General features: G+C 65.4%; 25 protein-coding genes. 9 read left to right on the forward strand and 16 right to left on the reverse strand.

The annotated features are described in order from the left end of the window. Window positions 1–212 precede the first annotated feature (212 nt). The 3 genes from C404_RS50820 (at window position 213) to erpA (ending at window position 1,942) form a co-directional block, all read left to right on the forward strand. Window positions 213–983: a DUF6776 family protein gene (locus tag C404_RS50820; RefSeq protein WP_021196517.1), complete on the forward strand. Its 771-nt coding sequence runs from the start codon at window positions 213–215 to the stop codon at window positions 981–983. 41 nt (window positions 984–1,024) lie between these two features. After that, on the forward strand, window positions 1,025–1,429 hold the full coding sequence (locus C404_RS50825) for a bactofilin family protein (protein WP_021196518.1): 405 nt from the start codon (window positions 1,025–1,027) through the stop codon (window positions 1,427–1,429). Between the two features lie 138 nt (window positions 1,430–1,567). After that, window positions 1,568–1,942 (forward strand): iron-sulfur cluster insertion protein ErpA, encoded by a 375-nt coding sequence (gene erpA, locus C404_RS50830; RefSeq protein WP_021196519.1) that lies wholly within the window; start codon window positions 1,568–1,570, stop codon window positions 1,940–1,942. Window positions 1,943–2,011: 69 nt separating this feature from the next. Here erpA and C404_RS50835 read toward each other — a convergent pair whose 3' ends face one another. Then, a complete protein-coding gene (locus tag C404_RS50835) occupies window positions 2,012–3,172 on the reverse strand; it encodes an anhydro-N-acetylmuramic acid kinase (protein ID WP_021196520.1) in 1,161 nt (386 codons plus the stop codon). Between the two features lie 207 nt (window positions 3,173–3,379). Here C404_RS50835 and tyrS point away from each other — a divergent pair, with 207 nt between their 5' ends. From tyrS to C404_RS50850, 3 genes are read left to right on the forward strand one after another with little or no spacing between them, the layout of a single operon-like run. Next, entirely contained in the window at window positions 3,380–4,651 is a 1,272-nt protein-coding gene (gene tyrS, locus C404_RS50840) for a tyrosine--tRNA ligase (protein ID WP_031329855.1), read from the forward strand. Beyond that, complete coding sequence (gene dtd / locus C404_RS50845; RefSeq protein WP_021196522.1) at window positions 4,648–5,148, forward strand: D-aminoacyl-tRNA deacylase; 501 nt, start codon at window positions 4,648–4,650, stop codon at window positions 5,146–5,148. The genes tyrS and dtd overlap by 4 nt, the downstream gene beginning before the upstream one ends. 18 nt (window positions 5,149–5,166) lie before the next feature. Next, window positions 5,167–5,847, forward strand: coding sequence for a histidine phosphatase family protein (locus C404_RS50850; protein WP_021196523.1), 681 nt, complete (start codon window positions 5,167–5,169; stop codon window positions 5,845–5,847). On the opposite strand, the gene C404_RS50855 is transcribed toward C404_RS50850, so the two are convergent. The 11 genes from C404_RS50855 to C404_RS50905 form a co-directional block, all read right to left on the reverse strand. Further along, window positions 5,844–6,554, reverse strand: coding sequence for a queuosine precursor transporter (locus C404_RS50855; protein WP_021196524.1), 711 nt, complete (start codon window positions 6,552–6,554; stop codon window positions 5,844–5,846). The genes C404_RS50850 and C404_RS50855 overlap by 4 nt on opposite strands. Before the next feature lie 20 nt (window positions 6,555–6,574). Next, window positions 6,575–7,636, reverse strand: coding sequence for a Holliday junction branch migration DNA helicase RuvB (ruvB, locus tag C404_RS50860; protein ID WP_021196525.1), 1,062 nt, complete (start codon window positions 7,634–7,636; stop codon window positions 6,575–6,577). A gap of 51 nt (window positions 7,637–7,687) precedes the next feature. Continuing rightward, window positions 7,688–8,269 (reverse strand): Holliday junction branch migration protein RuvA, encoded by a 582-nt coding sequence (gene ruvA / locus C404_RS50865; RefSeq protein WP_021196526.1) that lies wholly within the window; start codon window positions 8,267–8,269, stop codon window positions 7,688–7,690. A gap of 55 nt (window positions 8,270–8,324) precedes the next feature. Then, window positions 8,325–9,473: a glycerophosphodiester phosphodiesterase gene (locus C404_RS50870; protein WP_021196527.1), complete on the reverse strand. Its 1,149-nt coding sequence runs from the start codon at window positions 9,471–9,473 to the stop codon at window positions 8,325–8,327. Window positions 9,474–9,552: 79 nt separating this feature from the next. Next, a complete protein-coding gene (gene ruvC, locus C404_RS50875) occupies window positions 9,553–10,098 on the reverse strand; it encodes a crossover junction endodeoxyribonuclease RuvC (RefSeq protein WP_021196528.1) in 546 nt (181 codons plus the stop codon). Between the two features lie 95 nt (window positions 10,099–10,193). Continuing rightward, window positions 10,194–11,768, reverse strand: a complete 1,575-nt coding sequence (gene purH / locus C404_RS50880; protein WP_021196529.1) for a bifunctional phosphoribosylaminoimidazolecarboxamide formyltransferase/IMP cyclohydrolase — start codon at window positions 11,766–11,768, stop codon at window positions 10,194–10,196. 95 nt (window positions 11,769–11,863) lie between these two features. Further along, window positions 11,864–12,097: a Fis family transcriptional regulator gene (locus C404_RS50885; RefSeq protein WP_021196530.1), complete on the reverse strand. Its 234-nt coding sequence runs from the start codon at window positions 12,095–12,097 to the stop codon at window positions 11,864–11,866. Then, entirely contained in the window at window positions 12,094–13,164 is a 1,071-nt protein-coding gene (gene dusB, locus C404_RS50890) for a tRNA dihydrouridine synthase DusB (protein WP_021196531.1), read from the reverse strand. The genes C404_RS50885 and dusB overlap by 4 nt, the downstream gene beginning before the upstream one ends. Window positions 13,165–13,361: 197 nt before the next feature. After that, window positions 13,362–14,627, reverse strand: coding sequence for an NAD(P)/FAD-dependent oxidoreductase (locus C404_RS50895; protein WP_021196532.1), 1,266 nt, complete (start codon window positions 14,625–14,627; stop codon window positions 13,362–13,364). 3 nt (window positions 14,628–14,630) lie between these two features. Further along, a complete protein-coding gene (locus C404_RS50900) occupies window positions 14,631–15,869 on the reverse strand; it encodes a UbiH/UbiF/VisC/COQ6 family ubiquinone biosynthesis hydroxylase (protein ID WP_021196533.1) in 1,239 nt (412 codons plus the stop codon). Then, window positions 15,866–17,245: an aminopeptidase P N-terminal domain-containing protein gene (locus tag C404_RS50905; RefSeq protein ID WP_021196534.1), complete on the reverse strand. Its 1,380-nt coding sequence runs from the start codon at window positions 17,243–17,245 to the stop codon at window positions 15,866–15,868. Before C404_RS50905 ends, C404_RS50900 begins: the two co-directional genes overlap by 4 nt. 230 nt (window positions 17,246–17,475) lie before the next feature. Here C404_RS50905 and C404_RS50910 point away from each other — a divergent pair, with 230 nt between their 5' ends. Further along, window positions 17,476–19,542: a putative bifunctional diguanylate cyclase/phosphodiesterase gene (locus C404_RS50910; protein WP_021196535.1), complete on the forward strand. Its 2,067-nt coding sequence runs from the start codon at window positions 17,476–17,478 to the stop codon at window positions 19,540–19,542. Here C404_RS50910 and murU read toward each other — a convergent pair whose 3' ends face one another. Genes murU through C404_RS50930 form a run of 4 tightly spaced genes read right to left on the reverse strand, consistent with a single transcriptional unit; the run spans window position 19,543 to window position 22,423 of the window. After that, entirely contained in the window at window positions 19,543–20,250 is a 708-nt protein-coding gene (murU, locus tag C404_RS50915) for an N-acetylmuramate alpha-1-phosphate uridylyltransferase MurU (protein ID WP_037012341.1), read from the reverse strand. 20 nt (window positions 20,251–20,270) lie between these two features. Then, the gene (locus C404_RS50920; protein WP_021196537.1) at window positions 20,271–20,597 is read right to left on the reverse strand and encodes an AzlD domain-containing protein; all 327 of its coding nucleotides are present in this window, start codon (window positions 20,595–20,597) and stop codon (window positions 20,271–20,273) included. Then, window positions 20,594–21,331, reverse strand: a complete 738-nt coding sequence (locus tag C404_RS50925; protein ID WP_031329857.1) for an AzlC family ABC transporter permease — start codon at window positions 21,329–21,331, stop codon at window positions 20,594–20,596. The genes C404_RS50920 and C404_RS50925 overlap by 4 nt, the downstream gene beginning before the upstream one ends. 6 nt (window positions 21,332–21,337) lie before the next feature. Further along, entirely contained in the window at window positions 21,338–22,423 is a 1,086-nt protein-coding gene (locus C404_RS50930) for an aminoglycoside phosphotransferase family protein (RefSeq protein WP_021196539.1), read from the reverse strand. A 175-nt stretch (window positions 22,424–22,598) separates the two neighbouring features. On the opposite strand from C404_RS50930, the gene C404_RS50935 reads away from it, so the two are divergent. Together C404_RS50935 and C404_RS50940 are read left to right on the forward strand one after the other, a co-directional pair. Next, window positions 22,599–25,040 carry an LPS-assembly protein LptD gene (locus C404_RS50935; protein ID WP_021196540.1) on the forward strand — a complete coding sequence of 814 codons (2,442 nt, stop codon included), beginning with the start codon at window positions 22,599–22,601 and terminating at the stop codon, window positions 25,038–25,040. 7 nt (window positions 25,041–25,047) lie between these two features. Beyond that, window positions 25,048–26,538 carry a peptidylprolyl isomerase gene (locus tag C404_RS50940; RefSeq protein WP_031329858.1) on the forward strand — a complete coding sequence of 497 codons (1,491 nt, stop codon included), beginning with the start codon at window positions 25,048–25,050 and terminating at the stop codon, window positions 26,536–26,538. The last annotated feature ends 89 nt before the right edge of the window (window positions 26,539–26,627 follow it).

Here is a 26,627-nt window from a genome sequence, read left to right on the forward strand (position 1 = left end):
AGCAAAAAACCACACCCTCGGGTGTGGTTTTTTGTTTTGAGCGCTCCAATCAAACGGTGTGATCTGTCGGACGCCTCGCTTACCCTTTGCAACAGCTCCGACATGTCGCCGAGACTACAATTCACGTTTCGTTTGCGTTTGATCCGTATGATGCAATCCGCAATTTGCTCTAAGCCGATTCTGATTCGCTGCGCGAGTCGAGGGGTGATCGCATGAAGGCGCGTCGCCTGTTGCGTCGCGCCTCCGTGCTCGCCCCGAATGTCACGGTGCGCTCGCGCTTGCCGTGGCCGGTAACGGTACTGCTGATTGCGGTGGTGATCGGTTTGGCTGCCGCAGCGGCGCTATGGGCCTTCGAAGAAGGTCGCCGCCTGACTGGCCCGCATGACAGCGACCTGCGCGCCATGAACCGCGAGCTGACGGCCAAGCTGGCAACGGTGCAGGCCGAGCGGGACAAGCTTGCTGCGGCGGCGGGCACTGCGGAATCGCGCGTCGGCATGGCCGAAGGTGCGCAGACGCAGATGGCGGAGCAGCTCAAGGCACTGGAAGCCGAGAACGCGCAGTTGAAAGAGGATCTGGCCTTCTTCGACAGTCTGCTGCCCGCACCCACCAACTCGGCCGGCATCTACGTGCGCAGTTTCCGGATCGCCCCGGACGAAGCGCAGCCGACGCGCATGCACTTCCGCGTTCTGTTGATGCAGGGCGGCGGCAAGGCGTTCGCACCGGTCTCCGAGTTCGAGGGACAACTGGCACTCACGCTGAACGTGGTGCAGGCAGGCAAACCTGCTACGATCGATTTCCCCGGCGCGGCGGCCGCCACGGCGGCCTCGGCTCCCGTGTCCCCAGCGGCCACGCGCGTCAAGCTCACGCATTACCAGCGCCTGGAAGGCTGGGTGGACGTCCCGCCCGGCACCACGGTGAAGTCTGTCATGGTGAAGGTGTTGCAGAACGGCAAGATCAAGGCGAGCCAGAGTTTTTCCATCTGACGGGCGGGGGCCTGTCGGATCCGTACAAAGAGGAGTCGACGATGCTGTTTGGCAAGAAGAAGGGGCTGGCAATCGAAACGCTGCTGGGCGCCCACACCAAGCTGGAGGGGGATCTGCGCTTTTCAGGCGGCCTGCGGATCGATGGTCAGATCAAGGGCAACGTCTACGGTGATCCGGACAAGCCCAGCATGCTGGTCATTACAGACACTGCGCGCATCGAGGGTGAGGTGCACGTCGGTCACCTGATCCTGAACGGTACGGTGGTTGGTCCGGTGCATGTGGCAGAACTGCTGGAGCTGCAGCCCAAGGCGCGCATCGAGGGCAACGTGCAATACGCGGCGCTGGAAATGCATCAGGGCGCCGTCGTCATGGGCACGCTGGCGCACTCGGCGCCCGGCGATGTGAAGCTCCTGCCCAATCTCAAGCTCGCGTCCAATCAGGACTGATCACTTGGTGTGGTGTTGGTTGTCCCGCCGTTGCTGGCGCACCGCACAATATCCTCTTGAAACCCGGGGCTTCGGCACGATTTGCAGCTTGCGCTTAAAATACAGGCAAGTTTGAGACGTATCCCACAGGAGATTTTCATGAACGCAGTCGCGCAGGCAGCCACGCCCGATGTGAATGAGGTTCCGGCTCCGCTGGTCTTTACCGACAGCGCTGCGGACAAGGTCAAGCAACTGATCGAAGAAGAAGGCAATCCGGAGTTGAAGCTGCGCGTATTCGTGCAAGGCGGCGGGTGCTCGGGCTTCCAGTATGGCTTCACCTTTGACGAAGACACCAACGAAGACGATACCGCCATGGTCAAGAATGGCGTGACGCTGTTGATCGACTCGATGAGCTACCAGTACCTGGTGGGCGCCGAGATCGATTACAAGGAAGACATCAACGGCGCGCAATTCGTCATCAAGAACCCGAATGCTTCGACCACTTGCGGTTGCGGCTCGTCGTTCTCGGTCTGACGCGGCATCGCTGTAAAGAAAAAGCGCACCTCGGTGCGCTTTTTTGTTGCCTGCTGGATTTGCGTGGCTTCAGGCGGGGTAGATCGTGCCAAGCACGCGCGGCCCTGAGGCGCCGGTCGCATGGTGCAGGTTACCGGGCTCGCGGCGCACGCACTGGCGGGCCAGCCAGGCGAAGGCGAGTGCTTCCACCTGATTGGCGGGTACGCCGAATTGGTCGCTAGGTGCAATGTCGACGCCGGGCAACTGCGCGCCAAGCCGCTCCATCAAGGCGCCGTTGCGCGCGCCGCCGCCGCAGACCACGAGGGAGGTTGCCTGGGGCGCATAGCGGCGAACTGCATCGGCGATGGTGTCGGTGGTCAGCGCCAGCAGGGTCGCTTGCACGACCTGCGGGGGTAGGAGGCTCAGCGCGTCGCCGGCGCGGTGTTTCAGCCAAGTGGGGTTGAACAGATCGCGACCGGTGCTCTTGGGCGGCGGCAAGTCGAAGAAAGGCTCGGCGCGCAGTCGGGCGAGCAGGGCTTCATCGACATGGCCGGTGCGCGCCCAGGCGCCGTCACGATCGAAGGTGTGCCCGTGGTGCGTGTGGACCCAGTGATCAAGCAGGGCGTTGCCGGGGCCGCAATCGAAGCCAAGTACGGTGTCGCGCGCGTCTGATGCCTGCGGCGGCAGCACCGTCAGGTTGGCGATGCCGCCAATGTTGCAGACGACGCGCCAGGCATCTTGCAGGCCAAACAGTGCGCGATGCACAGCGGGCACCAGCGGTGCACCCTGACCGCCGGCGGCGACGTCACGGCTGCGGAAATCGGCGATGACGTCGATGCCTGTGTGCTCGGCCAGCACTGCCGCGTGCTGCGTTTGGCGCGTGTAGCCCACACCGTCGTGCGCGCCCGGCTGGTGGCGAATGGTCTGGCCGTGCGCGCCGATGGCACGGATTTCGCGGCGGATGCAGCCGCTTTTCTTCAGCAGTTGCTCGACGCATTTGGCATACAGGCTGGCGAGCGCGTTGGCGGCCAGGGCTTCGCGATGAATCTCATCGTGGCCGGCGTGCTGCAGGTTGAGAAAGGCGTGGCGCAGTTCCGGCGGAAAGGGCGCGTAAGCATCGGCCACCAGTACTGGATGGGCGCCGGAGAAATCAACCAGTACACCATCGACGCCATCCAGGCTGGTGCCGGACATCAGGCCGATGTAGAGCTCGCTGTGAGAATGGGGGGCGGTCGTCATGCGCGTGAGCATACCAGCGAGGGTGCAGCGCGGGGGCCGCAGGAGGGTGGCCGAATGGCGCCCGTTGGGCAGGAAGGCGCATCACGGTAAAATCGCGGGATTGCGCGGCCGGAACGTCTTGCACGGATGTCGGCCATCGCGCACGCACTGGTTTCCCGATTGTTGTTTCTCGTCCGCGCTGTCGTCTTCGTTGTCGGCGCGGTGACCTTTCTTTCTGCCATGACCGTTTCCGACGCTTCTACTGCCCCCGCTTCCGACAACGCCGCAACGGCCACGCCGAAGTATCCGATCACGCCGGAGGTGGCGCACGCGATGGAAGTGTCGCTGCGCGGCTGCGACGAACTGCTGGTCGCTGCCGAATGGGAGCAGAAGCTGGCCAAGAGCGCCGCCACTGGCGTGCCGCTGCGCATCAAGCTGGGCCTGGACCCGACCGCGCCCGACATCCACATCGGCCATACCGTGGTGCTCAACAAGATGCGCCAGCTGCAGGACCTCGGCCACCAGGTGATCTTTCTGATTGGCGATTTCACGTCGACGATTGGTGACCCGTCCGGCCGCAACGCCACGCGCCCGCCGCTCACGCGCGAGCAGATCGAAGCCAACGCGCAGACCTATTACCGTCAGGCCAGCATGGTGCTGGACCCGAGCAAGACCGAGATTCGCTACAACAGCGAATGGAGCGACCCGCTGGGCGCGCGCGGCATGATCCAGCTGGCCTCGCGCTACACCGTCGCACGCATGATGGAGCGCGATGACTTCACCAAGCGCTTCAAGGCCGGCGTGCCGATCTCGGTGCACGAATTCCTCTACCCGCTGATGCAGGGCTACGACTCGGTCGCGCTCAAGTCCGATCTGGAACTGGGCGGCACGGATCAGAAATTCAACCTGCTGGTCGGCCGCGAGCTGCAGAAGGAGTACGGCCAGGAGCCGCAGTGCATCTTGACGATGCCGCTGCTGGTGGGCCTGGACGGCGTGGAGAAGATGTCCAAGTCCAAGGGCAACTATGTCGGCATCAGCGAGGCGCCGAGCGACATGTTCGGCAAGCTGATGAGCATCTCCGACGACCTGATGTGGACGTACTTCACGCTGCTGTCGTTCCGCCCGCTGTCCGAGATCGACCTGATGAAGCAGGAGATCGCGTTGGGCCGTAATCCGCGCGATTGCAAGGTGCTGCTCGCGCAGGAGATCGTCGCGCGCTTCCACAGCCAAGCCGATGCCGAGCGCGCGCTGGAAGACTTCAACCACCGCGCACGCGGCGGTGTGCCGGACGACATTCCGCAGATCGAACTGTCGGGCGCACCGCTGGGCATCGCGCAACTGCTCAAGCAGGCCGGTCTGTGCCCGTCCTCCTCTGAAGCCAACCGCAACATCGAGCAGGGCGGTGTGAAGATCGATGGCACTGTCATCAGCGACAAGGGTTTGAAGATTGAAGCCGGCACGTTTGTCGTGCAGGTCGGCAAGCGTCGCTTCGCGCGCGTGGTGCTGTCGTGATCGGACTGATCCAGCGTGTGTCGGAGGCAGCCGTGCGGGTGGACGGCCGCGTCACCGGCGAGATTGGCTCCGGCCTGCTCGCACTCGTGTGCGCCGAACGCGGTGATACCGCCGCCGAGGCCGACCGCCTGCTGGAAAAGCTGCTGAACTACCGTGTCTTCTCGGATGCACAGGGCAAGATGAACCTGCCGGTGCGCAACATCGACGGCAACGGTCAGGCGGGCGGCTTGCTAATCGTGTCGCAGTTCACGCTGGCGGCGGATACCAAGTCCGGTACGCGTCCGAGCTTTACGCCGGCGGCTGCGCCCGAAGATGGTCGCCGCTTGTACGAGCACTTTGTGACGCGGGCCCGTACGCAGCATCCCATCGTCGCCACAGGCGAGTTCGGCGCGGATATGAAGGTGTCGCTCGTCAACGATGGCCCGGTCACGTTCTGGTTGCAGATTGCGCCGCAGGTTGTGCGTGCTGCCGCACCGGAACCGGCCAAATCTGTCTGACTCGCTCAGGAACCCGTGATGCCACGTGCCGCCGCCATCCCCCTGCCGTTGCCGCAGATCACCCACATCGTGCTGGTCCGCCACGGCGAGACCGACTGGAACCGTGAACGCCGTCTGCAAGGCCAGCTCGACGTGCCGCTGAATATGCAGGGGCTGGAGCAGGCCACGCAGCTGGGCCGCGCGCTTGCCCGCGAGCGGTTCGATGCCGTGTATGCGAGCGATCTGTCGCGTGCCAAGCAAACGGCGCAGGCGCTGGCGGACGAAGTCGGCGTGACCGTGCGCGATGACGCCGGCCTGCGTGAGCGCTGCTATGGCGAGTTCGAGGGCCTGACTTACGCCGAGGTCGCCGAAAAACATCCCGCCGAGTTTGCGGCCTGGCAGGAACGCGTGCCGGACTTTGCCCCTCCGGGCGGCGAGACGCTGACGGGATTCCACGAGCGTGCCGTGGAGACTGCGCTGCGCCTGATCCGTCGTCACCCCGGCGAGCGCATCGCGCTGGTCAGCCACGGCGGCGTGCTGGATTGCCTGTATCGCCACGCCAATGCGATGACACTCACCGAGCCGCGCCAGCACGAGCTGCGCAACGCCAGCATCAACCGGCTCTCTTCCGATGGTCATCAACTGACCGTGCTGCAGTGGGGGGATGTCGCGCACCTGGACTTGCTGGTGCTCGACGAGGTCGACCGCCGCGTGCCCTAGACCTTCAGCCGGAACGGCGTGAAGTTGGTGTCGCGATCGTAGTAGTCCTCGTTCTCGGCGCGCTTGAGAAACGCGACGATGCGGTAGGTGAGCGGCATGGCCACGATTTCCCAGCCCGTCTTGAGGATGTACTGCGCAATGGCCACGCGCAGCACCTGTTCGTGCGGCCAGATGCCGTAGAAGGCGATCACGTAGAACAGTGATGAGTCGACGGCCTCACCTGCCATCGTGGAGCCCACGATGCGCGTCCACAGCCATTTCCCATTGCTCCAGATCTTCATCTTCGCCAGCGTGTAGCTGTTGGTGAAGCTGCCGCACCAGAACGCAATGAGTGACCCGGCGACGATGCGTGGCGTGTTGCCGAACACATCGTTCAGGCTCTTCTGGTAGTCGGCCATGAACGGCGCCACCGGCAACGCCAGTACCACCAGCGCCATGAACGAAGCGAAGATCAGCGCGGCAAAGCCGGTCCACACCACGCGGCGGTCGCGCCCGTAGCCATACACCTCGGTGAGGATGTCGCCGAAGATGTACGAGATCGGGAAGAACAACACGCCCGCGCCAAACGTGACGGGCCCGATGATCGGCAATGTCACCTGCGCCGCCTTGGCCGCGCCGATCAGGTTCGAGCACAGCAGCACCGTGACGAAGGCGGCCATGACGAAGTCGTAGTAGCGGAAGTTGCGCTGAGGACTCGGGGTAGTCATGGCAGGCGTCAGGCAGAGCGTTAGTTGTTGCCGTCCCAGAGGTCGCCCTTGGGGGCACCCAGGCCAAAGTGCTGGTACGCCGAGGCGGTAGCCACACGCCCGCGCGGCGTGCGCTGCAGGTAGCCCTGCTGGATCAGGTACGGCTCGAGCACGTCTTCAATCGTGTCGCGCTCTTCGCCGATGGCAGCGGCCAGGTTATCGATGCCGACCGGCCCGCCGTTGAACTTGTGCAGGATCGCTTCGAGCAGCTTGCGGTCCATCAGGTCGAAGCCGACGCCATCCACATCAAGCATCGCCAGTGCGGCGTCAGCCACTTCACGGGTGATCACGCCGTCGGCCTTGACCTCCGCATAGTCGCGCACGCGGCGCAGCAGGCGGTTGGCGATACGGGGCGTGCCGCGCGAGCGCTTGGCGATTTCCAGTGCGCCTTCGTCGACGATGTGCGCATTCAGCAGGCCCGCCGAACGCTTGACGATCTTTGCCAGCTCGGCGGGCGTATAGAACTCCAGCCGCGCCACGATGCCGAAGCGATCACGCAGCGGGTTGGTCAGCATGCCGGCGCGCGTGGTGGCGCCCACCAGCGTGAACGGCTGCAGATCGAGCTTGACCGAGCGTGCCGCCGGGCCCTCGCCGATCATGATGTCGATCTGGTAGTCCTCCAGCGCCGGGTACAGGATTTCCTCCACCACGGGCGAGAGCCGGTGGATCTCGTCGATGAAGAGGACGTCGTTGGCTTCGAGGTTGGTGAGCAGCGCGGCCAGATCACCCGGGCGCTCCAGCACGGGGCCGGAGGTCTGGCGCAGGTTGACGCCCATCTCGCGCGCGATGATGTGCGCCAGCGTCGTCTTGCCCAGGCCCGGCGGGCCGAACAGCAGCACGTGGTCCAGCGCTTCGCTGCGGTTCTTGGCCGCCGTCATGAAGATGTCGAGCTGGCCACGCACCTTTTCCTGGCCGACGTATTCGTCGAGCAGCTTGGGGCGCAGCGCGCGCTCGAAGGCCTCCTCGTTGGGGGAGGCGGGGGAGGCTGAAATCAGGCGTTCAGCAGAGACAGCCTTGGCGGCGAGCTTGTCGGTTTCGATCATGACGGGCAGACGGATTGGCGGTCATTCTACCGTCTGCACGCCACGCCGGCGTCAGCCCTTGGAGAGCGCCTTGAGCGCCAGCTTGATGCCCTCCGACACGCCCGTGCCGGCCGGCACCTGCTTGATGGCGAGCGCCGCTTCCTTGTCGGAATACCCCAGTGCCAGCAGGGCGTTGAGCACGTCCACCGCGTCGTCCGACACGGCCGGGCCGCCGGGCACTGCACCCAGGTCCGCACCAAGCTTGCCCTTGAGCTCCAGCAGCAGGCGTTCAGCCGTCTTTTTGCCGATACCCGGGATGCGTGTGAGCCGCCCGGCTTCCTGCAGGGTGACGGCCTGTGCGAGCTCGGCCACCGACATGCCCGACAGCACCGCCAGCGCAATCCGCGCGCCGATGCCCGAAATCTTGATGAGCTGACGGAAGGTCTCGCGTTCCGCCGCGGTGCCGAAGCCGTAGAGCAGGTGCGCATCCTCGCGCACGACCTGCTGGATGAGCAGCACGATTGGCGCGCCGGTGGCAGGCAGGTTGTAGAACGTGCTCATCGGCACGTCGATCTCGTAGCCGACGCCGTGGCAATCGACCAGCAGGTGCGGCGGGTTCTTTTCGATCAGCGTCCCGGCGATGCGTCCGATCATGGGTGGGGTTCCTCTCTCCAAAACGGGACGCAGTGTAGCCGATGCGGGGCGCGCCTCAGCGCTTGAAGGTCGACACGGCTTGCCGCCCCACGGCGGGGTCGTCGGTGAAGAAGCCATCCACACCGGCGCGCAGGAACGCCTGGATTTCCGTGATCGAGCCGCTCACGTTGCGCGTGTTGTCCGCGCCGCTGCGCAGCGATGGCGGCAGGAACGTGTTCTCAGGGCGGAAGGTGTACGGGTGGACGATCAGCCCGGCGTTGTGCGCGTTGCGGATCAGGTCGGTCGGGTCGGTCAGCTTGCCGTTGGCATCCAGCCCCATGATGCTGCTCTTGTCCGGGCCGACGCCGTTGGCATAGGCGGCGATGTCGCGCATGCCGCGGCTGGTCATCATGTCGCCGAAGGTGCGGTTGTCCTTGGCGACGACAAAGTCGTAAGGCTGTCGGCTGGACGTCCCCATCAGTTGCACCAGTCGCCAGTTGGGCTGGCTGCCGCCGATCTTGTTGCGGATGGCCTTGAGATTGGCGACTTCGAACGACTGGATATACACCGTGGTCCGGCTGGCCGTGAAGGCATCGCGGCGCAGGCCGTCAATCAGCCTGTCTTCCAGCGGCAGGCCGATCGACTGGAAGTACGTCGGGTGCTTGGTTTCCGGATAGATGGCGATGTTGCGGCCAAGGCGGGTGGATTGGTCCCGCGCCAGCGCAACGATCTCGTCGAGCGTGGGGATGGTGAACTGGTCGTTGTAGACCGTGTTGCTCGGGCGGATGCTGGGAATGCGTTCCCGCGCGCGCAGTGTCTTGAGTTCAACGAGGGTGAAGTCTTCCGTGAACCAGCCGGTCACGCTCTGGCCGTCGATCGTCTTGGTGGTCTTGCGGCCGGCGAAGGCGGACACGTCAGCCACGTTGGTGGTGCCGGAGATTTCGTTTTCATGCCGCGCCACCAGCACACCGTCCTTGGTGGAAACGAGATCCGGTTCGATGACATCGGCGCCATCGTCGATGGCCTTTTGATACGACGCCAGCGTGTGCTCGGGCCGCAATGCCGAGGCGCCCCGATGGCCGATCACCTGGATGGTGGTGATGGGTGTGGCGCCACCACCGCCACCGCCGTTGTTGCCGCCGTGGTTGTATTCCATCCGGCAGGCAGACAGTGCGACAACTGCAGTCAGGGCAAGCGGGCTCAGCAGGGCAAGGCGGCGCGACATCGGGGGCTCCCGGAAACGGACTCACCGCATGGTAGTCGCGGTGCCGTGTGGGAGCTACCTGCAGGCTTTGAGAATCCTGTCAGCCGACCAGACGGCCGCGGCGCACGCGCAGGCCCTTTTGCGCAAGCTGCGGTGCGAGACCAGCCATCGCGGCCAGCGTCTCACCGCCATGTGCGTGGCAGATCGCCACGCCCAGGGCGTCAGACGCATCCGAGCCGGGTTTGCCTTCGAGGTTGAGCAGGCGCACGACCATCTCCTGCACCTGATCCTTGTTGGCGCGGCCGTAACCGACCACGGCCTGCTTCAGTTGCAGCGCGGTGTATTCAAACACCGGCAGGTTGCCGCTCATCAGCCCGCAGATCACCGCACCGCGCGCCTGTCCTAGCAGCAGCGTTGATTGCGGGTTGACGTTGACGAACACCTTTTCGATGGAAGCGCAGTCGGGCCGGTACGTGCTCACCAGTTCAGCAACGCCGTCGTACAGCGTCTTCAGTCGGCTGGGCAGGTCGGCATTGCCGTTGCTCTTGATCGTGCCCGAGGCCACGTAGACGAGCTTGTGACCGTGCCGTTCGAGCACGCCGAAACCCGTGGTGCGGAGGCCGGGGTCGATGCCGAGGATGCGCATGAAAAGGTGAACCGAGGATGAGCTGAGAAAAGAAAAACGGGGCAAGGCGCCAGTTTACGCCTTGCCCCGTTGGTCCGTAGTCCGGACGGTATGGCTTAGTGACGGAAGTGGCGCGTGCCCGTGAAGATCATCGCCACGTTGCGCTCGTCGGCGGCGGCGATCACTTCATCGTCGCGCACCGAGCCGCCCGGCTGGATCACGCACGAGGCGCCGGCGTCGACCACCACGTCCAGGCCGTCGCGGAACGGGAAGAACGCATCCGACGCCACGGCCGAGCCGACCAGCGACAGCCCGGCGTTCTGTGCCTTGATGCTGGCTATGCGGGCGGAGTCCACGCGGCTCATCTGGCCGGCGCCCACGCCCAGCGTCATGCCGCCGCCGCAGAACACGATGGCGTTCGACTTGACGAACTTGGCGACGCGCCAGGCGAACATCAGGTCGTCCATTTCCTTCGGGGTCGGGTGGCGCTTGGTGACCACGCGCAGCTCGCTCGGCTGCACGTTCTTGGCATCCGGGCTTTGCACCAGCAGGCCACCGCCGACACGCTTGAAGTCATAGTTGTTGAGACCCTTGCCGAGCGGAATTTCCAGCAGGCGCACATTTTGGCGGGCGGCGAAGATGGCACGAGCACCTTCCGAGAACGACGGGGCGATCAGCACTTCCACGAACTGCTTAACCACCTCCTGTGCAGCCGCTTCATCCAGCGGCACGTTAAAGGCGATGATGCCACCGAAGGCCGAGGTCGAATCGGTCTTGAAGGCCTTTTCGTACGCTTCCTGCGCGGTGCCGCCGATGGCCACGCCGCACGGGTTGGCGTGCTTGATGATGACGCACGCTGCGCCCTTGGCCGGGTCGAACGACTTCACGCATTCCCACGCAGCGTCGGCGTCGGCGATGTTGTTGTACGACAGCTCCTTGCCCTGCAGTTGCTTGTAGGCAGCCAGCGCGCCGTCCGTGGCCTTGAGGTCGCGGTAGAAGGCGGCGGACTGGTGCGGGTTCTCGCCGTAGCGCATTTCCTGCACCTTGTCGAAGGCCAGGTTCAGCGTTTGCGGGTAGGCGCTGCGCGTGCTGTGCGACTTGTCGGCGCCCAGGCTGGTCAGGTAGTTGGTGATGGCGCCGTCGTACTGCGCGGTGTGCGCGAACACCTTCTTGGCCAGCATGAAGTTCGTCTCATAGCCGACGGTGTTGTTGTTGGCCTGCATCTCGGCCAGCACGGTGGCGTAGTCGGCCGGGTCGACGATGACCGTCACGTCGCGGTGGTTCTTGGCCGCCGAGCGCAGCATCGTCGGGCCGCCGATGTCGATGTTCTCGATGGCGTCGGCCAGCGAGCATTCGTCCTTGGCCACCGTCTGCTGGAACGGGTACAGGTTCACCACCAGCAGGTCGATGGTCGGGATGCTGTGTTCAGCCAGCGCAGCCATGTGCTCGGGCAGGTCGCGGCGGGCCAGGATGCCGCCGTGCACCTTCGGGTGCAGCGTCTTGACGCGGCCGTCGAGCATTTCCGGGAAGCCGGTGTAGTCCGCCACTTCCGTCACGGGCAGGCCCGATTCGGCGAGCAGCTTGGCGGTGCCGCCGGTGGAGAGGAGCTTGACGCCACGCTCGTGCAGGGCACGGGCAAAGTCGACGATGCCGGTCTTGTCGGAAACGGAAAGCAGGGCTTGCTGGATCATGGTGAAAATACCGGTAGGCCGGTGGGCGAAAGTGGCACCTTGCGATGCCGTCAGAAAGGAAATCGGTTCGAAGCCTGAACGCTATCTCAGCCAGGTCACAGCAACCCGTGCTGTTGCAACTTTTTGCGCAGCGTGTTGCGGTTGATGCCGAGGTAATCGGCGGCCTGCGACTGGTTGTTGGAGGCCCATTCCATCACGGTTTCCAACAGCGGCCGTTCAATGGCCTGCAGCACCATGTCGTAGACATTGGACGGGTTTTCGCCATCCAGGTCGCGGTAGTACGTATCCAGGCTGTCGCGGATGCAGCGTTCGATCGGGTTGCGGCTCATGCGGCAAGCAGTTCCTTGTTGTTGTCGTTGTTGCCCGTCGTGGGGCGCTCGCTGTCGGCAGTGCGCTGGTCTTCGTAGACCAAGCGGTCGGACAGTGCGCGCTGTTCGTCGAAGAACGCGTTGACGGCAGCAAGTTGCGCCGCGGTGTCTTCGATCGTGTTCATGCGGTGGCGGAACAGGTTGGCCCCCGCCAACCCGCGCGTGTACCAGGCGATGTGCTTGCGTGCGGTGCGTACGCCCGTGAATTCGCCGTAGAACGCGTAGTGCTCTTCCAGGTGCGCATTCATGATCCCGCGAATCTCCTCCACTTCGGGCGCCGGCAGCAGCGTGCCGGTTTGCAGGAAATGTTCGATTTCGCGGAACAGCCACGGGCGCCCCTGCGCCGCGCGGCCGATCATGATGGCATCAGCACCGGTCACCGCCAGTACATGCTTGGCCTTGGCCGGCGTGGTGATATCGCCGTTGGCGACCACCGGAATCCGCACCGACGCCTTGACCGCGGCGATGGTGTCGTACTCCGCATCGCCGTGGTACAGGTCCGCACGGGTGCGGCCGTGCACGGTCAGCATGCTGATGCCGGCATCCTGCGCGATGCGCGCCACGCGCAATGCATTGCGGTGTTCGCGGTCCCAGCCGGTGCGGATCTTGAGCGTGACCGGCACGCGGTCACCCACGGCACCCACGACTGCCTCAACGATGCGCTGGACCAGCGGCTCGTTCTGCAGCAGGGCGGAGCCGGCGGCCACATTGCACACCTTCTTGGCCGGGCAGCCCATGTTGATGTCGATGATCTGCGCGCCACGATCGACGTTGTAGCGCGCGGCCTCGGCCATCATCATCGGCTCGGCGCCGGCGATCTGCACGGAGATCGGCTCGACTTCGCCTTCGTGATTGGCACGCCGCATGGTCTTCTCGCTCTTCCAGAGCTGCGCGTTGGACGCGACCATCTCCGACACCGCATAGCCCGCGCCCAACCGCTTGCAGAGCTGGCGGAACGGGCGATCCGTCACACCCGCCATGGGGGCGACGAACAGGTTGTTGCGGAGGGTATGCGGTCCGATCTGCACGGTGTGCGATGCGTGGCTAGCGATGGAGAAACGAAAAAACAGCCCCTTCCGCCCGGATCAGTGGACACATTGGGCGGAGCGACGGGGGTGAAAAATGCGAGGACGGGATTTTACCGCCAAACGGCCGAATTGCCTAAATGTTGTGCACAAACGATGCGGCAGTGCGGTCGGCGCGGACGTCGCTGTCGTGGCAATCGTTACCGGAACCGCTGCAGGCTGTAGGGGCCCGCGTCGATGAATGGTGGGCGTCCGGCCACCAGATCAGCGATCAGCCGGGCCGTGCCAGGGGCGCCGGTCATGCCCAGGTGGCCATGGCCAAAGGCGAAGAACACGTTGCGGTAGCGCTCCGAGCGATCAATCACGGGCAGGCTGTCCGGCAGGGACGGCCGATGGCCCATCCAGGCGCTGTCCTCAGCAAACGCCAGGCCGGGGAAGAGCTGCTGGCCCTGCCGCTGCAGGATGCTGGCGCGCCGGTAATCTGGCGGGGCATCCAGCCCGCCGATCTCCACTGTGCCCGCAATCCGCAGGCCGCCCTCCATGGGCGTGGCGATGAATTTGCGTTCGCAATCCATGATCGGCCGCGATGGCTGCACGGTGGGCGCAGACAGCGTGGTGTGGTAACCGCGCTCGGTATCCAGCGGGACGCGGATGCCCGTGAGCCTGGCGCCCAGCCGCATCGACCAGGCCCCCGCACAGAGGACGAGGGTGGAGACGGGCAGCGTGCCGCAATCCGTATGCAGCCGCGTGGGGCCGTGCTCGCCAAACTCGAAATCCAGCACCTTGCGCCGCAGGACTGTGCCGCCCGCCGCCACAAAGTTGGCCGCCAGCGTTTTGACCAGCCGTTCCGGATTGGACGTGAAGCCGTTGTCGGGCAGCAGCAGGCCCGATTGAATGTCGGGCGCGAGCATGGGCTCCAGTTCGCGCGTCTCGCCCGCGCTCAGCGCTTGCGAGCGCACGCCCGTCGTGTCGCGAATCGACTGCGCCAGCCGGTCGCCCGACGAGCGCGCCAGCGTGCGCCACACATACAGATGGCCGGACTGGCGGATCAGCCCGCCATATTGCGCGGCGTCCAGCAGGCTGCGATAGCCGGGAAAGGTCGCGCCAAAGAGGTTCGCCAGTGGCGGTGCTGTCGCGCGGGCCTGGGCCTCGTTGCCGGCGCGCACCCATTGCAATAGCCAGGGCAGCGCACGCGGCAAATAGGGCCAGCGCACCGTCAACGGCCCCATTGGATCGGCCAGCCATTTCGGTACCTGCTTCAGCATGCCCGGTAGCGCCATCGGCACAACCGAGGCCACGCTCAGGCAGCCGGCGTTGCCAAACGAGCAGCCTTCGCCAACACCGGCCTGATCCAGCAGGGTGACCTGATAGCCGTCGCGCTGTAGTTGCAACGCGCATGCAGTACCGACAATGCCGGCGCCCACCACGGTGATGTGTGGGCGATCGCCGGCATCGGGTTGGATCACGCGTTAGCCCCGCTGCCCGAACATCATTTGCCGTGCCAGCCCGTGCTTGAGCGGCGGCAGGCATTCCAGCAGCGTGAGCGCCGCGCCGCGCAGGTGGCCGAACGGCCGGCCCGGCACCGCAAACGCGCGCGGCAGCAGGTCGGTCAGGCCGATGGTGACGGCGCGGTCGAATGCGCGTTCACGCGCAAAGCGGGCGAGGGCGGCTGGTGTTGCACCATCGCGCAGCGTGCGTGCCATTTCGAACGCATCGCGCAGGCCCAGGTTGAAGCCTTGACCGGCGACGGGGTGAATGGTCTGCGCGGCGTTGCCGATGGCAGCGACACGCCGGTCGACCGGGATGCGCTGGGCATGCAGCCCGAGCGCGAAGGTGTGGCGCGGGCCCACCTGCGTGAAGTGCCCCATGCGGTCGCCAAAGGCGGTGCTCAATTCCGCGAGGAAGGTGTCTTCCGGCAAGCCCGCGCGGCGGCGTGCCTCGTCGGGCGAGCAGCACCAGACCAGCGCGTAGCCTGGGCCCTGCGCGTCGTCTTGCGGCAGCAGCGCGAGCGGGCCTTCATTGGTGAAGCGCTCCCACGCCCAGCCTGCCAGCGGCGCCGAGCAGCGGACGTGCGCGACGATGGCGGTCTGGCCGTAGTCACGGCGGCGTGCATGCGAGAGCCCGCCCGCCTGCCTGCGCGCATCGTCAAACAGGCCGCCTTCGGCTTGCACGACGACTTCGGTTTCGATGGCGAGTGGATGGCGTCCCTCATGTGGCCCCCCCTGCAATGCCCGCACACGTGCCGGAGCGACGGTGCCATCGGCGCGCGGCAGTTGCTCGATGCGCTCGACCGGCGTGTGGTCGTAGCGCGTGAGGCGGTTCGGGTAACGCTGCATCTGCGTGGCCAGCGCGGCGTTGAGCGCGGCGCTCAGGTCGCCGTATTGCACGACATGGCCGAGCGCGGGGACGTCGTAGTCTTCGCGGCGGATGTGCGCCTGCCCGAAGTGGCCGCGCTGCGAGACGTGGATGTGCGTGATGGGCGTGGCGCGCGCGGGCCAGCCGCCAATCTCCTGCAGCAGCACGCGTGAGCCGTGCGACAGCGCCAACGCTCGCGGGTCACGTGCGGCGGCTTCAGCGTCGCGGGCGTCGAACAGGGCGATGCGCCAGTCGGTATCGCGCAGCAACCAGTTGGCCAGCGCCAGTCCCACTGGCCCCGCGCCGACGATGGCAACGTCGAAGTCCGGGGCTGTGGCGGTCGTGTCCGTCATTGCTGGCCCCGCATGACCGCTTCGATGTCGGCAACGGCCACGGGCACATCGCGCGTGATGATTTCGCAGCCGTTGGGTGTGACGATGGCATCGTCTTCGATGCGGATGCCGATGTGCCAGTACTGCCCGGGCACGCCCGCTGCGGGGCGCACGTAGATACCGGGCTCGACGGTCAGCACCATGCCGGCTTGCAGTGGGCGCCACGGGCGCTCTCCACCGGCTGGCGCGGCGGCACCCGGTGTGCGGTATTCGCCCACGTCGTGCACGTCCATGCCGAGCCAGTGCCCGGTGCGGTGCATATAGAACTGGCGGTACTGGCCGCCGGCGAGTACATCGTCGAGCGTACCGACCTGGTTGGCGTCGAGCAGGCCCGTATCGAGCATGCCTTGCGCCAGTACGCGCGTGGCGGCGTCGTGCGGCACGTTGTACGGCACGCCGGGGCGCGTTTGCGCAATGGCGGCTTCCTGCGCAGCGACCACGAGTTCATACAGTTCGCGCTGCGGGCCGGTAAAGCGGCCGTTCACGGGGAAGGTGCGGGTGATGTCTGACGCGTAACCGTCCAGCTCGCAACCGGCATCGATCAGGCAGAGATCGCCGTCGCGCAGTTCGGCGTTGCCGGCGCGGTAGTGCAGCACGCACGCGTTCGGGCCGGTGGCGACGATGGAGTTGTAGGCGACGCTCTGCGCGCCGTGACGGCGGAATTCGTACAGCAGCTCCGCTTCGAGGTGGTATTCACGCAGCCCGGCGCGGGAGGCCTGCATGGCGCGCACGTGTGCGCCGGCCGAGATGCGCCCAGCGCGACGCATGATGTCGAGTTCGCCCGCGTCCTTGAACAGGCGCAGTTCATCGAGGATGGCGCGCACGTCCAGCGCTTGGTGCGGCGACGACACGCCCGCGCGGCCTTGCATGCGCACCGCGTCGAGCCAGCGGCGCATGCGGCGGTCGAACGTGCCGCTCTCGGCCAGCGGGTAGGCCACGGCTGCCGCATTGGCGAGCAGCTCAGGCAAGGTCGCGTCGATGTCTTCCACCGAATGTGCCGCGTCCAGGCCGAAGGCTTCCTTCGCGGCCTCGGGGCCGAAGCGGAAGCCGTCCCAGATTTCACGTTCTTCATGCTTGGGGCGGCAGAACAGCACGCTGCGCGCGGGTTCTCCACCGGCCGGCACGACGATGGCGAGCACCGCTTCGGGCTCGGTAAAGCCGGTCAGGTAGTAGAAATAGCTGTCGTGCCGGTAGGGGTAATCGCTGTCGCGGTTGCGCATGGCTTCCGGCGCGGTCGGCACGATGGCCACACCGCCACCTGCCGCGCGCAGCCACTGCGCGACGCGCTCACGGCGCTGGCGATAGGTCTGGAGGAAGGCGAGTTCAGTGGCGGACATGGCGTCGGTTCCAGGCTGCAAATAGATGCGCCGATTGTAACGCCGCCCCATTCGCGACACGTTGCGCGGGGTGGGGGCACACCCAAAAGGAGACTTGTGGCGTGGGCGCCGTCTCTCCTAAAGTCTCGGGCGGACTTGGTCGATACAAACTGGATTGTCACGAATCCTTCGGATGCGACTTTCGCCCGCGTGTGGCATGCCGCATTGGATCGGCCTGTCCTGGAGAACCGATGCTTGTCAGCAGCTACAACCCCCTTCTTGTCCTTCTTTCCCTCTTTGTGGCCATCCTGGCGTCGTATACGGCGCTGGATATGGCCGGCCGGGTCGTCACCGCGCAGGGCCGTGCCGCGTTCTGGTGGCTGATCGGCGGCGCATCCGCCATGGGGCTGGGCATCTGGTCGATGCACTTTGTCGGCATGTTGGCCTTCAGCCTGCCGATTCCACTTGGTTATGACGTATCAATCACGCTGGGCTCGCTCGCCATTGCCATTGCTTCGTCAGCATTTGCGCTGTGGCTGGTAAGCCGGCGCGAGCTGCCATGGCCGCGGCTGGTGGGCGGCGCGCTGCTGATGGGCTCGGGCGTGGCCGGCATGCACTATGCCGGCATGGCTGCACTGCGCATGACACCCGGCATCCATTACGACCCGGCGATCTTCGGATTGTCCGTGGGGGTGGCGGTGCTGGCCTCAGGCGTGGCACTGTGGATTGCCTTCCGCCTGCGGCGACAGTCCCAGCGTGTGCGTGCGCTGCGCGCCGGATCAGCCGTGGTGATGGGCGTGGCGATTGTCGGCATGCACTACACGGGCATGGCGGCTGCCGCGTTTCCGTTCGGCAGCGTGTGCGGCGCGGCGCATACTGGCGCGAGCGCGGAATGGCTGGCGCTGGTCATCATCATCGTCACGCTGGCGGTGCTGGCGATTGCGCTGATCATCTCCGTGCTCGACTTGCGCATGGAGGCGCGCACCGCCGTGCTGGCGCACTCGCTGGCCGAAGCCAACCAGGAGCTGGCTTACCTGGCGCTGCACGACAACCTGACCAAGCTGTCCAATCGCCTGCTGCTGGAAGACCGCCTGAACCAGGCGATCCGCACGGCAGACCGCGAGAAGCGCCACTTCGCGCTGATGTTCATGGACCTGGACGGCTTCAAGGCCATCAATGACGTCTATGGCCACCACGTGGGCGATCTGCTGCTGATTGACGTGGCCCAGCGCATCGTTGCGCGTGTGCGCCAGCAGGACACCGTGGCGCGCGTGGGCGGCGACGAATTTGTCGTACTCGCCTACGTGGATGATCCGCAAGACGCCGGCACGCTGGCCGATGCGCTGTTGGAGGTGGTGCGCGAGCCGTTTTTTGCCGGCGGGCACGAGCTGCGTGTATCGACCAGCATCGGCATCTCCATGTACCCCGGCGACGGCGGCAATCAGCACGACCTGCTCACCAATGCCGACGCGGCCATGTACCACGCCAAGGGTCTGGGCCGGAACGCATACTGCTTCTTCGAGCCGTCGATGAACGCCAACGTGCACAAGCAATTGCAGCTTGTGCAGGACCTGCGCCAGGCGATCGATCGGAATGAACTCGTACTGCACTATCAGCCGAAGTTCCACGCGCCCAATGGCCCAATCCTCGGCGTAGAGGCGCTCGTGCGCTGGCAGCATCCGGTGCGCGGGCTGGTCTCGGCGGACGAGTTCATCCCGCTGGCCGAGAAGACCGGCCTGATCGTGCCGCTCGGTGCCTGGGTGCTGAACGAAGCCTGTCGCCAGATGGCGCAGTGGCGCAGCGAGGGGCACACCACGTGGAGCGTCGCCGTGAATCTCTCCGCGCTGCAGTTTGCCCACGCGGCGCTCATCGAAACGGTACGTGACGTGCTGGCACGCCACGCGCTCGACCCGCATTGCCTGATGCTGGAGATTACCGAGTCGACCGCCATGCGCGATGCCGATGCCAGCCTGCAGATCCTGCAGCAGCTCGATGCCATGGGCGTGCGCATCTCTATCGACGATTTCGGCACGGGCTATTCGAGCCTGCTGTATCTCAAGCGCCTGCCGGCCAGTGAACTGAAGATAGACCGTGGCTTTGTGCGTGACCTGGCGCACGACACGGAGGATGCGGCCATCGTCTCAGCCATCGTGGCGCTGGGTCAGACGCTGAACCTGCGCATCGTTGCCGAGGGGGTGGAGACGGCCGAGCAGCAGGCGTTCCTCACGCGGCTCGGGTGCGATTCTTTGCAGGGCTATCTGCTGGGCCGCCCGATGACGGCCGAATCACTGAGTACCACGACGTTGCCGTTGCCCTAATCAGGCCGGCTGCGACCCCAGCTCGGCGTCCAATGCGGCCAGTTGGGCGGGGGTGCCGACGTTTTCCCAGCGGCCATCGAAACGCTCGCCGGTGGCGCGGCCTTCGGCGATGGCCTGGTGGTACAGCGGCGTCATCGCCAGGCGCGTGCCGGGCGCGATGCCGGCAAACAGGCGTGTGTCGTACAGGCCAATGTTGCCGAACGTGAGCCGTTGCGCGCCATCGGCGTGCAGCACGCCGTCATCAGCCAGGGCAAAGTCGCCACGCGGGTGGTAAGGCGGATTAGGCACCATCACGAGGTGCATGCCCGGTTCGGATTGCACAGCCATGGCGGGCGCGCGGTCACGCAGGGCAGCGTAGTCGTAATCGCAGAACACATCGCCGCTGATGGCGATGAATACGCTGTGGCCGTCACCGGCATGCAACAGCGGCATGGCCTGGGCGACGCCGCCTGCTGTCTCCAGCGCGTCGCCCTCCGGCGAGTAGGCAAGGCGTACGCCCCAAGTGCTGCCGTCGCCGAGCGCGTCCTCAATCTGCGCACCCAGCCAGGCATGGTTGATGACGATGTCGCGCACACCGGCTGCGGCCAGGCGCTCGATCTGCCAGACGATGAGCGGTTTGCCGCCCACGCAGAGCAGGGGTTTGGGCGTGTGGTCGGTCAGCGGGCGCATGCGGTCGCCGCGGCCTGCCGCAAAAATCATGGCCCGCATTGTGGAGTGCAGCGTGGAACTCAAGCCATCACCTTCATGAGAATCAGCAGAGCAGCCATGCCGCCAACGATGGTCCACATTGCGCTCTTCGTGAAACGCGCGATGACGATGGCGACAATGCCGGCGATCAGGCGCGGGTTGTCGGCCGACACCGCCAGGGCGCCATCGCGCATCAGCAGGTCGGGCGCGATGAGCGCGGTCAGCATGGCGGCCGGTACATAGGGCAGGGCGCTGCGGAACCACATCGGCAGGTTCATGCGTCCTTCAAGCGCGATGAACGAGAGGCGGATGAAGTAAGTGGCCGCGCCGGAAATCAGCAGCACGCCGAAGAGGATGAGCGCTTTCATGCTGCGGCCTCCGTCTTCGTCCGGTTCAGCAACCGTTCGACGATCGCCCCAATGGCAATGCCGACGCATGCCGCGCTCATCAGCCCCAGCTTGTGCGGCCAGCCCGTCCACGCCACGGCCAGTGCGGCACCGGTGAGCGCCGCTGCTAGTTGGGCACGCGTGCGCAGCGACGGCACCACGATGGCGATGAACGTGAGCGGCAGGAAGAAATCGAGCGGCCAGGTGGTCGGCACCTGCGCGCCCAGCACCACGCCGACGATGGTCGATGCCTGCCAACTCGTCCACAACGCCACGCCGGCGCCGAGGAAGTACCAGTGGCGGTAGGTCGCCTCTTCCGTTCCAGGGCGCGCATTTACCACGCGGCGGTTCATGGCGGCAAAGGCTTCGTCCGTCAGCAGATAGGCGATCAGCCATTTCCAGCGGCGCGGCAGATGCGCCAGCGCCGGGGCAATGCTGGCCGAATAGAGCGCATGCCGCAGGTTCACCATCGACACCGTCGCCGCAATGACCAGCGCGGGCGCGCCGCCGGCCCACAGCTGCACCAGGATCATCTGCGAGGCGCCGCCAAAGACGATGGCACTCATCGCCACGGCCAGCCACGCAGGCATGCCGGCCGACGTGGCCAGCACGCCGTAGATCAGGCCGAACGGCACCACGCCCAGCAGCATCGGGGCGAGTGCGAGAGCGCCGGCGCGGAACTCAGCAGCGCGTTGGGGGTGTCCAGTTCGGGCCATTGGAGACTAGAACGTGTAGCCGACCTGCTGGGCGCGATCTTCAAGCTGATCGAGCAGGCGGGCCAGCGGCGCCAGCGCGTTGTAGCGGCTGCACACGCGGCGCAGGTAGGCGATGAAGCGCGGGGTGTCTTCCACGTAGCCGGACTTGCCGTCGCGGTAGCACAGGCGCGCGAAGATGCCGGCCACCTTCAGGTGACGCTGTGCGCCCATCCATTCGAGTGCGCGGTAGAACTCGCCGAAGTCTTCATCCACCGGCAGGCCGGCTTTGCGGGCGGCTTCCCAGTAGCGCACGGCCCAGTCGAGCTCCTCTTCTTCTTCCCACGACAGGAAGGCGTCGCGCAGCAGCGAGGCGGCGTCGTAGGTGATCGGGCCGTAGACCGCGTCCTGGAAGTCCAGCACGCCAGGCTGCGACGGGTCGGCCGCGTTGATCATCAGGTTGCGCGGCATGTAATCGCGGTGCACATACACCTTCGGCTGAGCCAGCGCGCTGTCGACCAGCAGCTTGAATACTTTGTCGAGCGATTCGCGCTGGGCGGCGTCGAGCGGGCGCTGCAGGTGGCGGTCGATGTACCAGTCGGGGAACAGCGACAGCTCGCGGCGCAGCAGCGCTTCGTCGTACGGCGGCAGTTCGCCTTCGCGCGAGGCCGATTGCCAGCGCACCAGCGTGTGGATGGCCGGGCGGAACAGCGTGTTGGCGTAGGCGAGGTCGAAATCGTGCTCGCGCAGCGACTGCAGATACGTTTGCGGGCCCAGGTCGGTCAGCAGCAGGAAGCCCTGCGCGATGTCCTGTTCCAGCACCTGCGGCGCGTGCACGCCGGCACCGTTCAGCAGGCCAGCTACATGGACGAACGGGCGGCAGTCTTCCTGCGGCGGGGGGGCATCCATCAGGATGAGGGTGCCGGGTTGACCACCGGATTGGTCACCTGCGGCGCCATCCACGCGGAAGTAACGACGGAAGCTGGCATCGGCAGACGCGGGGCGCAGCGTGTCGATGTGCAGCCCGTGGGAGGCGGGCAAAGTGCTGAGCCAGTCGCGCAGTTGGTCGAGACGCGCGTCGGTTGCGCCGGTGGCGGCGCCAGGGGTCGAAGCCATGCTGAGGGAACGCTGGAATGAGGCGGGAAAGAAGCCCCGTATAATACCCGACCGAGTTTCGCCGCGAGCGAGCGCCGCCCCCATCTGGCCGGCCCGGCGCGGCAAAACACCGACCGATGATGTGCCTACGCGCCCGGTGGCCATTTGCCCGGCGCGAGCCCAGTTTCCGACTTGCATGACCGAACCGAACCGAGCCAGGAAGACCCGGCAGCGCACTGCTGTTGCCAAGCCCGACGAGCGCGGCGCCAACTTGGCCGTCAACCGGCGCAGTGCGCTGGCACTGCGGCCGCTGGTGTTCGCCGTGGCCGGGGTCTGGGCGGCGGCGTCCGCAGCGCAGAGCCAGGGTGCCGCGCAATCGGCGCCTGCGGCAACATCGTCTGAGTCTTCCGTGACGGCGCTGGCCACCTCGGGCCCAGCCACACCTGGCGGCAGCCCGCTTGTGCCCAAGATGGGCGAGCCCGTCCAGCGTCAGGACAACACTGTCCCCACATTTACCGCGGCCGACAAGATGGACGGCCGCACCAATGAAGACGTGCATCTGCGTGGCCACGGCGAATTGCGCCGCAACGGCACGGTGGTGAAGGGCGACACGCTCGACTACAACCAGGATACCGACGTTGCCACCGCCACCGGCAACGTGCGGCTGTTCAAGGGCGGCACGCTGGTCACCGGCCCGGACGCCAAGCTCAAGGTCACTGCCAACGAAGGCACCATGAGCACACCGGCCTACGAGTTCCATTCGACCGGCGGCCGCGGCACGGCAGATCGCATCGACTTCATCGACAAGGACAACACCCGCATCACGCACGGCACGTACACCACGTGCTCGCCGGACAACGTCGACTGGTACTTCAGCGCCAGCCGCATCGATATCGACAGCGATCGTCAGGTCGGCACCGGCCGCAATGGCGTGCTGCACTTCTTCGGTGTGCCCGTGTTTGCGGCGCCCGTGATGGATTTCCCGCTCAATGACGATCGGCGCAGTGGCTTTCTCGCGCCGGTGTTCGGCTACAACAGCCGTAGCGGGGCCGATGTCACGTTGCCGTACTACTTCAACATTGCGCCCAACCGCGATCTGACGCTGTATCCGCGCTTGCTGAGCACGCGTGGCCTGCAACTGGGTGGCGAATACCGCTATCTCGACACGTCGTACAGCGGTGTCCTGCGTGGCGAATTCCTGCCCGATGACCGTGAAGCAGGGCGCAACCGTTGGTCGATTGCACTACAGCACAGCCAACGCCTGGCGCCTGGGCTGAATGCTTACGTCAACTACAACAAGGTCTCTGACAACACCTATCCGGATGACCTTGGCCGCAGCATCGTGACAGCAACACAGCGCCAGTACGTGCAAGAGGGCGGTGTTACGTATGCGATTGGCGACTGGGTGGCCCTGGCGCGTGTGCAGAAGTTCCAGACGTTGTCGACGGCCACGACCCCGCTGTCGCCCCCGTACGAGCGTGTGCCGCAGTTGAACCTGTCGTATACGCGGTATGACCTTGGCGGTTTTGATATCAACTTCCAGACCGATTACACGCGGTTCACGATTCCGACGCCGGACACCGTGCAGGGCGAACGTCTGTTCATGCAGCCGACGATCAGCTATCCGATCGTCCGCCCAGGTTGGTATGTCACGCCCAAGTTCATCCTGAATGCCACGTCGTACCGCCTGGATCGTCCCGCAGGCGATACGCAGCAGTCGCAGATCAACCGCACGCTGCCGACCTTCTCGCTCGATTCCGGCATGACCTTCGAGCGCGACGCGGCGCTGGTCTCCAAGCTGTTCGGCGTGAGCTATATCCAGACGCTGGAACCGCGCCTGTTCTACGTCTACACGCCATATCGTGATCAGTCGCAGATCCCGTTGTTCGACACGGGGCAGTCGGATTACAACCTCGGCCAGATCTTTACCGAGAACCCGTACACCGGCTACGACCGCATCGCCGATAACAACAAGGTGACGGCGGGCGTGACCACGCGCTTTATCGAGGCGGAATCGGGCATCGAGCGTTTGCGCGCCACGATCGCGCAGCGGATCGATCTCGATGGCCAACGCGTGACGCTGGCTGGCGCCGCGCCGACGGCGGTACGCCGCTATTCGGACCTGCTGGGCGCGACCACGATCCAGATGTTCCGCGGCATCTTTTTCGATACGAACCTTCAGTACAATCAGGACATCGATCGCATCATGCGTTCGACCGTGGCGTTCAGCTGGAAGCCGGAAACCAACAAGGTGATCAACCTCGGCTACCGCTACTACCGCGCCGATACCAACACCGGTCAATTGCCGCTGGAGCAAGCCGATATCTCGGCGCAGTGGCCGATCACGCGGCGTCTGTATGGCCTGGGCCGCATCGGTTACGACATGAATGCGCGCAAGCCATCGGATATGCTGCTTGGTCTCGAATACGCTGCCGATTGCTGGGTTGGCCGCCTGGCCGTGCAGCGTTATAGCAACGCGATCTCGGGCTATACGACACACATCTTTGCCCAGATCGAGTTCAAGGGCCTGTCGAAGGTGGGGAACAATCCGATCGACGTGATTCGTCTGAACGTGCCCGGCTATCAGCCGGTGACCGCGCAGCCGATTACGCCGTCCGTGCTGGATCAATATGAATAACGACATGATGGCTTTCCAATCGAACGCTGACCGCCTTGCCACGCGTGTGGCACCTGCCCGTCGCCTGGGCGCAATGACGAAGGCGCTGGTTGCGCTGGCCTTGGGTGCTGTGCTGGTGCCTGCTGTCCACGCGCAGCAGCCGCAGAAAAAAAGCGCACCGCTGAAGGGCATCTTCTCCAAGCCGGATTCGTCGCCCAGCCAGCCATTGCTGCAGGGCACGCTGCCCGGGCCGACTGCTGCCGGCACGCCGCGTAGCCAGCTCGTCGACGAGGTGGTGGCCGTGGTCAACACCGATGTCATCACCCGCCGCGAATTGCTCAATCGTGCTGATCTGGTTGAGCGCACGTTCCGCGCGCAAAACCGTCCGCTGCCTCCGCGTGCCGATCTGCTCGGCGAGGTGCTTGAGCAACTGATTCTGGAACGCGTGCAGGCGCAGACCGCCAAGGAAAGCGGTATCCGTGTGTCTGATGCCGATGTGGACCGTGCCGTGGAAAGCGTGGCCCAGCGCAACAACCTGTCGGTGCCGCAGCTCAAGAGCAAGCTGACGGAGTCGGGCATGGCGTACGACAAGTACCGCGATGACCTCCGCCAGGAGATCCTGCTGGCCCGCCTGCGTGAGCGCGACGTGGACTCCAAGGTGCAGGTGTACGACGGTGAGATTGACAACTATCTGGCGCAGCAGGGCGGCGGTGCCGCCGCGGCAGGCGAGCAGGAATACAACGTCGCGCAGATTCTCGTGCCGGTGGCCGAAGACGCCACGGCTGACCAGAAGGCTGCCGCGCGCAGCAAGGCGGAAAGCCTGCTCAAGCAAGCCCAGAGCGGTACTGATTTCGCCAAGCTGGCGCGTGAGAATTCGGGTGCGCAGGATGCGGCCCAGGGCGGCGAACTGGGCCTGCGCCCGATCGGTCGTCTGCCGGCGGTGTTCGCCAACGCAGTAGTCGACATGAAGGCTGGCCAGGTGGCGGGCCAGGTGATCGAGAGCCCGGCGGGTTACCACGTGATCAAGCTGCTCGAGAAGCGTGCGCCGACCACCGCCATTGCCACCAAGGTGCAGCAGACGCAAGTGCGTCATATCCTGATCAAGACCGGTGCAACCATGTCGGCCGACGACGCACGTCGCCAACTGGCTGGCCTGCGTGACCGTATCGTCCACGGCTATGACTTTGCCGACGCGGCGCGCCGGTTCTCGCAGGACGGCTCGGCCAGCGCCGGCGGTGAGCTGGGCTGGGTGTCGCCGGGTCAGCTTGTGCCGGAATTCGAACAGGCGATGAACCTGCTCAAGCCAGGTGAGGTCTCGCAGCCGGTGCAGAGCCAGTTTGGCGTGCACCTGATCCAGGTGGAAGGCCGCCGTGAAGCCGAGGTGCCGGTGGACCGCCAGCGCGACTATGCGCGTTCGGTGATCCGCGAACAGAAGGTCCAGGCGGCGTATGAGGATTGGCTGCGCGAGTTGCGCGATGGCGCACACGTGGAATACCGCGTGAATCGCCAACAGCAATAAGCCTGCTACGCTGCGGGTATCCGCATCGCACACGGCCGCCTGTGGGCGGCCGTGGCATTTCTAGACTGACGTCCACACTGCTTCTGACA

The sequence above is a fragment of the Ralstonia sp. AU12-08 genome (assembly GCF_000442475.1).
Taxonomy (GTDB): domain Bacteria; phylum Pseudomonadota; class Gammaproteobacteria; order Burkholderiales; family Burkholderiaceae; genus Ralstonia; species Ralstonia insidiosa.

Coding starts and splice junctions, on each gene's coding strand:
- erpA (WP_021196519.1), top strand. CDS start 1,568: ATGAACGCAGTCGCGCAGGCAGCCACGCCCGATGTGAATGAGGTTCCG.
- C404_RS50825 (WP_021196518.1), top strand. CDS start 1,025: ATGCTGTTTGGCAAGAAGAAGGGGCTGGCAATCGAAACGCTGCTGGGC.
- C404_RS50820 (WP_021196517.1), top strand. CDS start 213: ATGAAGGCGCGTCGCCTGTTGCGTCGCGCCTCCGTGCTCGCCCCGAAT.
- C404_RS50855 (WP_021196524.1), bottom strand. CDS start 6,554: ATGACTACCCCGAGTCCTCAGCGCAACTTCCGCTACTACGACTTCGTC.
- ruvC (WP_021196528.1), bottom strand. CDS start 10,098: ATGCGCATCCTCGGCATCGACCCCGGCCTCCGCACCACGGGTTTCGGC.
- C404_RS50920 (WP_021196537.1), bottom strand. CDS start 20,597: ATGAAAGCGCTCATCCTCTTCGGCGTGCTGCTGATTTCCGGCGCGGCC.
- C404_RS50940 (WP_031329858.1), top strand. CDS start 25,048: ATGGCTTTCCAATCGAACGCTGACCGCCTTGCCACGCGTGTGGCACCT.
- C404_RS50885 (WP_021196530.1), bottom strand. CDS start 12,097: ATGAGCCGCAACCCGATCGAACGCTGCATCCGCGACAGCCTGGATACG.
- C404_RS50900 (WP_021196533.1), bottom strand. CDS start 15,869: ATGACGGACACGACCGCCACAGCCCCGGACTTCGACGTTGCCATCGTC.
- C404_RS50910 (WP_021196535.1), top strand. CDS start 17,476: ATGCTTGTCAGCAGCTACAACCCCCTTCTTGTCCTTCTTTCCCTCTTT.
- C404_RS50835 (WP_021196520.1), bottom strand. CDS start 3,172: ATGCTCACGCGCATGACGACCGCCCCCCATTCTCACAGCGAGCTCTAC.
- C404_RS50925 (WP_031329857.1), bottom strand. CDS start 21,331: ATGGCCCGAACTGGACACCCCCAACGCGCTGCTGAGTTCCGCGCCGGC.
- ruvB (WP_021196525.1), bottom strand. CDS start 7,636: ATGATCGAAACCGACAAGCTCGCCGCCAAGGCTGTCTCTGCTGAACGC.
- tyrS (WP_031329855.1), top strand. CDS start 3,380: ATGACCGTTTCCGACGCTTCTACTGCCCCCGCTTCCGACAACGCCGCA.
- C404_RS50935 (WP_021196540.1), top strand. CDS start 22,599: ATGACCGAACCGAACCGAGCCAGGAAGACCCGGCAGCGCACTGCTGTT.
- C404_RS50870 (WP_021196527.1), bottom strand. CDS start 9,473: ATGTCGCGCCGCCTTGCCCTGCTGAGCCCGCTTGCCCTGACTGCAGTT.
- C404_RS50930 (WP_021196539.1), bottom strand. CDS start 22,423: ATGGCTTCGACCCCTGGCGCCGCCACCGGCGCAACCGACGCGCGTCTC.
- murU (WP_037012341.1), bottom strand. CDS start 20,250: ATGCGGGCCATGATTTTTGCGGCAGGCCGCGGCGACCGCATGCGCCCG.
- ruvA (WP_021196526.1), bottom strand. CDS start 8,269: ATGATCGGACGCATCGCCGGGACGCTGATCGAAAAGAACCCGCCGCAC.
- C404_RS50905 (WP_021196534.1), bottom strand. CDS start 17,245: ATGTCCGCCACTGAACTCGCCTTCCTCCAGACCTATCGCCAGCGCCGT.
- purH (WP_021196529.1), bottom strand. CDS start 11,768: ATGATCCAGCAAGCCCTGCTTTCCGTTTCCGACAAGACCGGCATCGTC.
- C404_RS50850 (WP_021196523.1), top strand. CDS start 5,167: ATGCCACGTGCCGCCGCCATCCCCCTGCCGTTGCCGCAGATCACCCAC.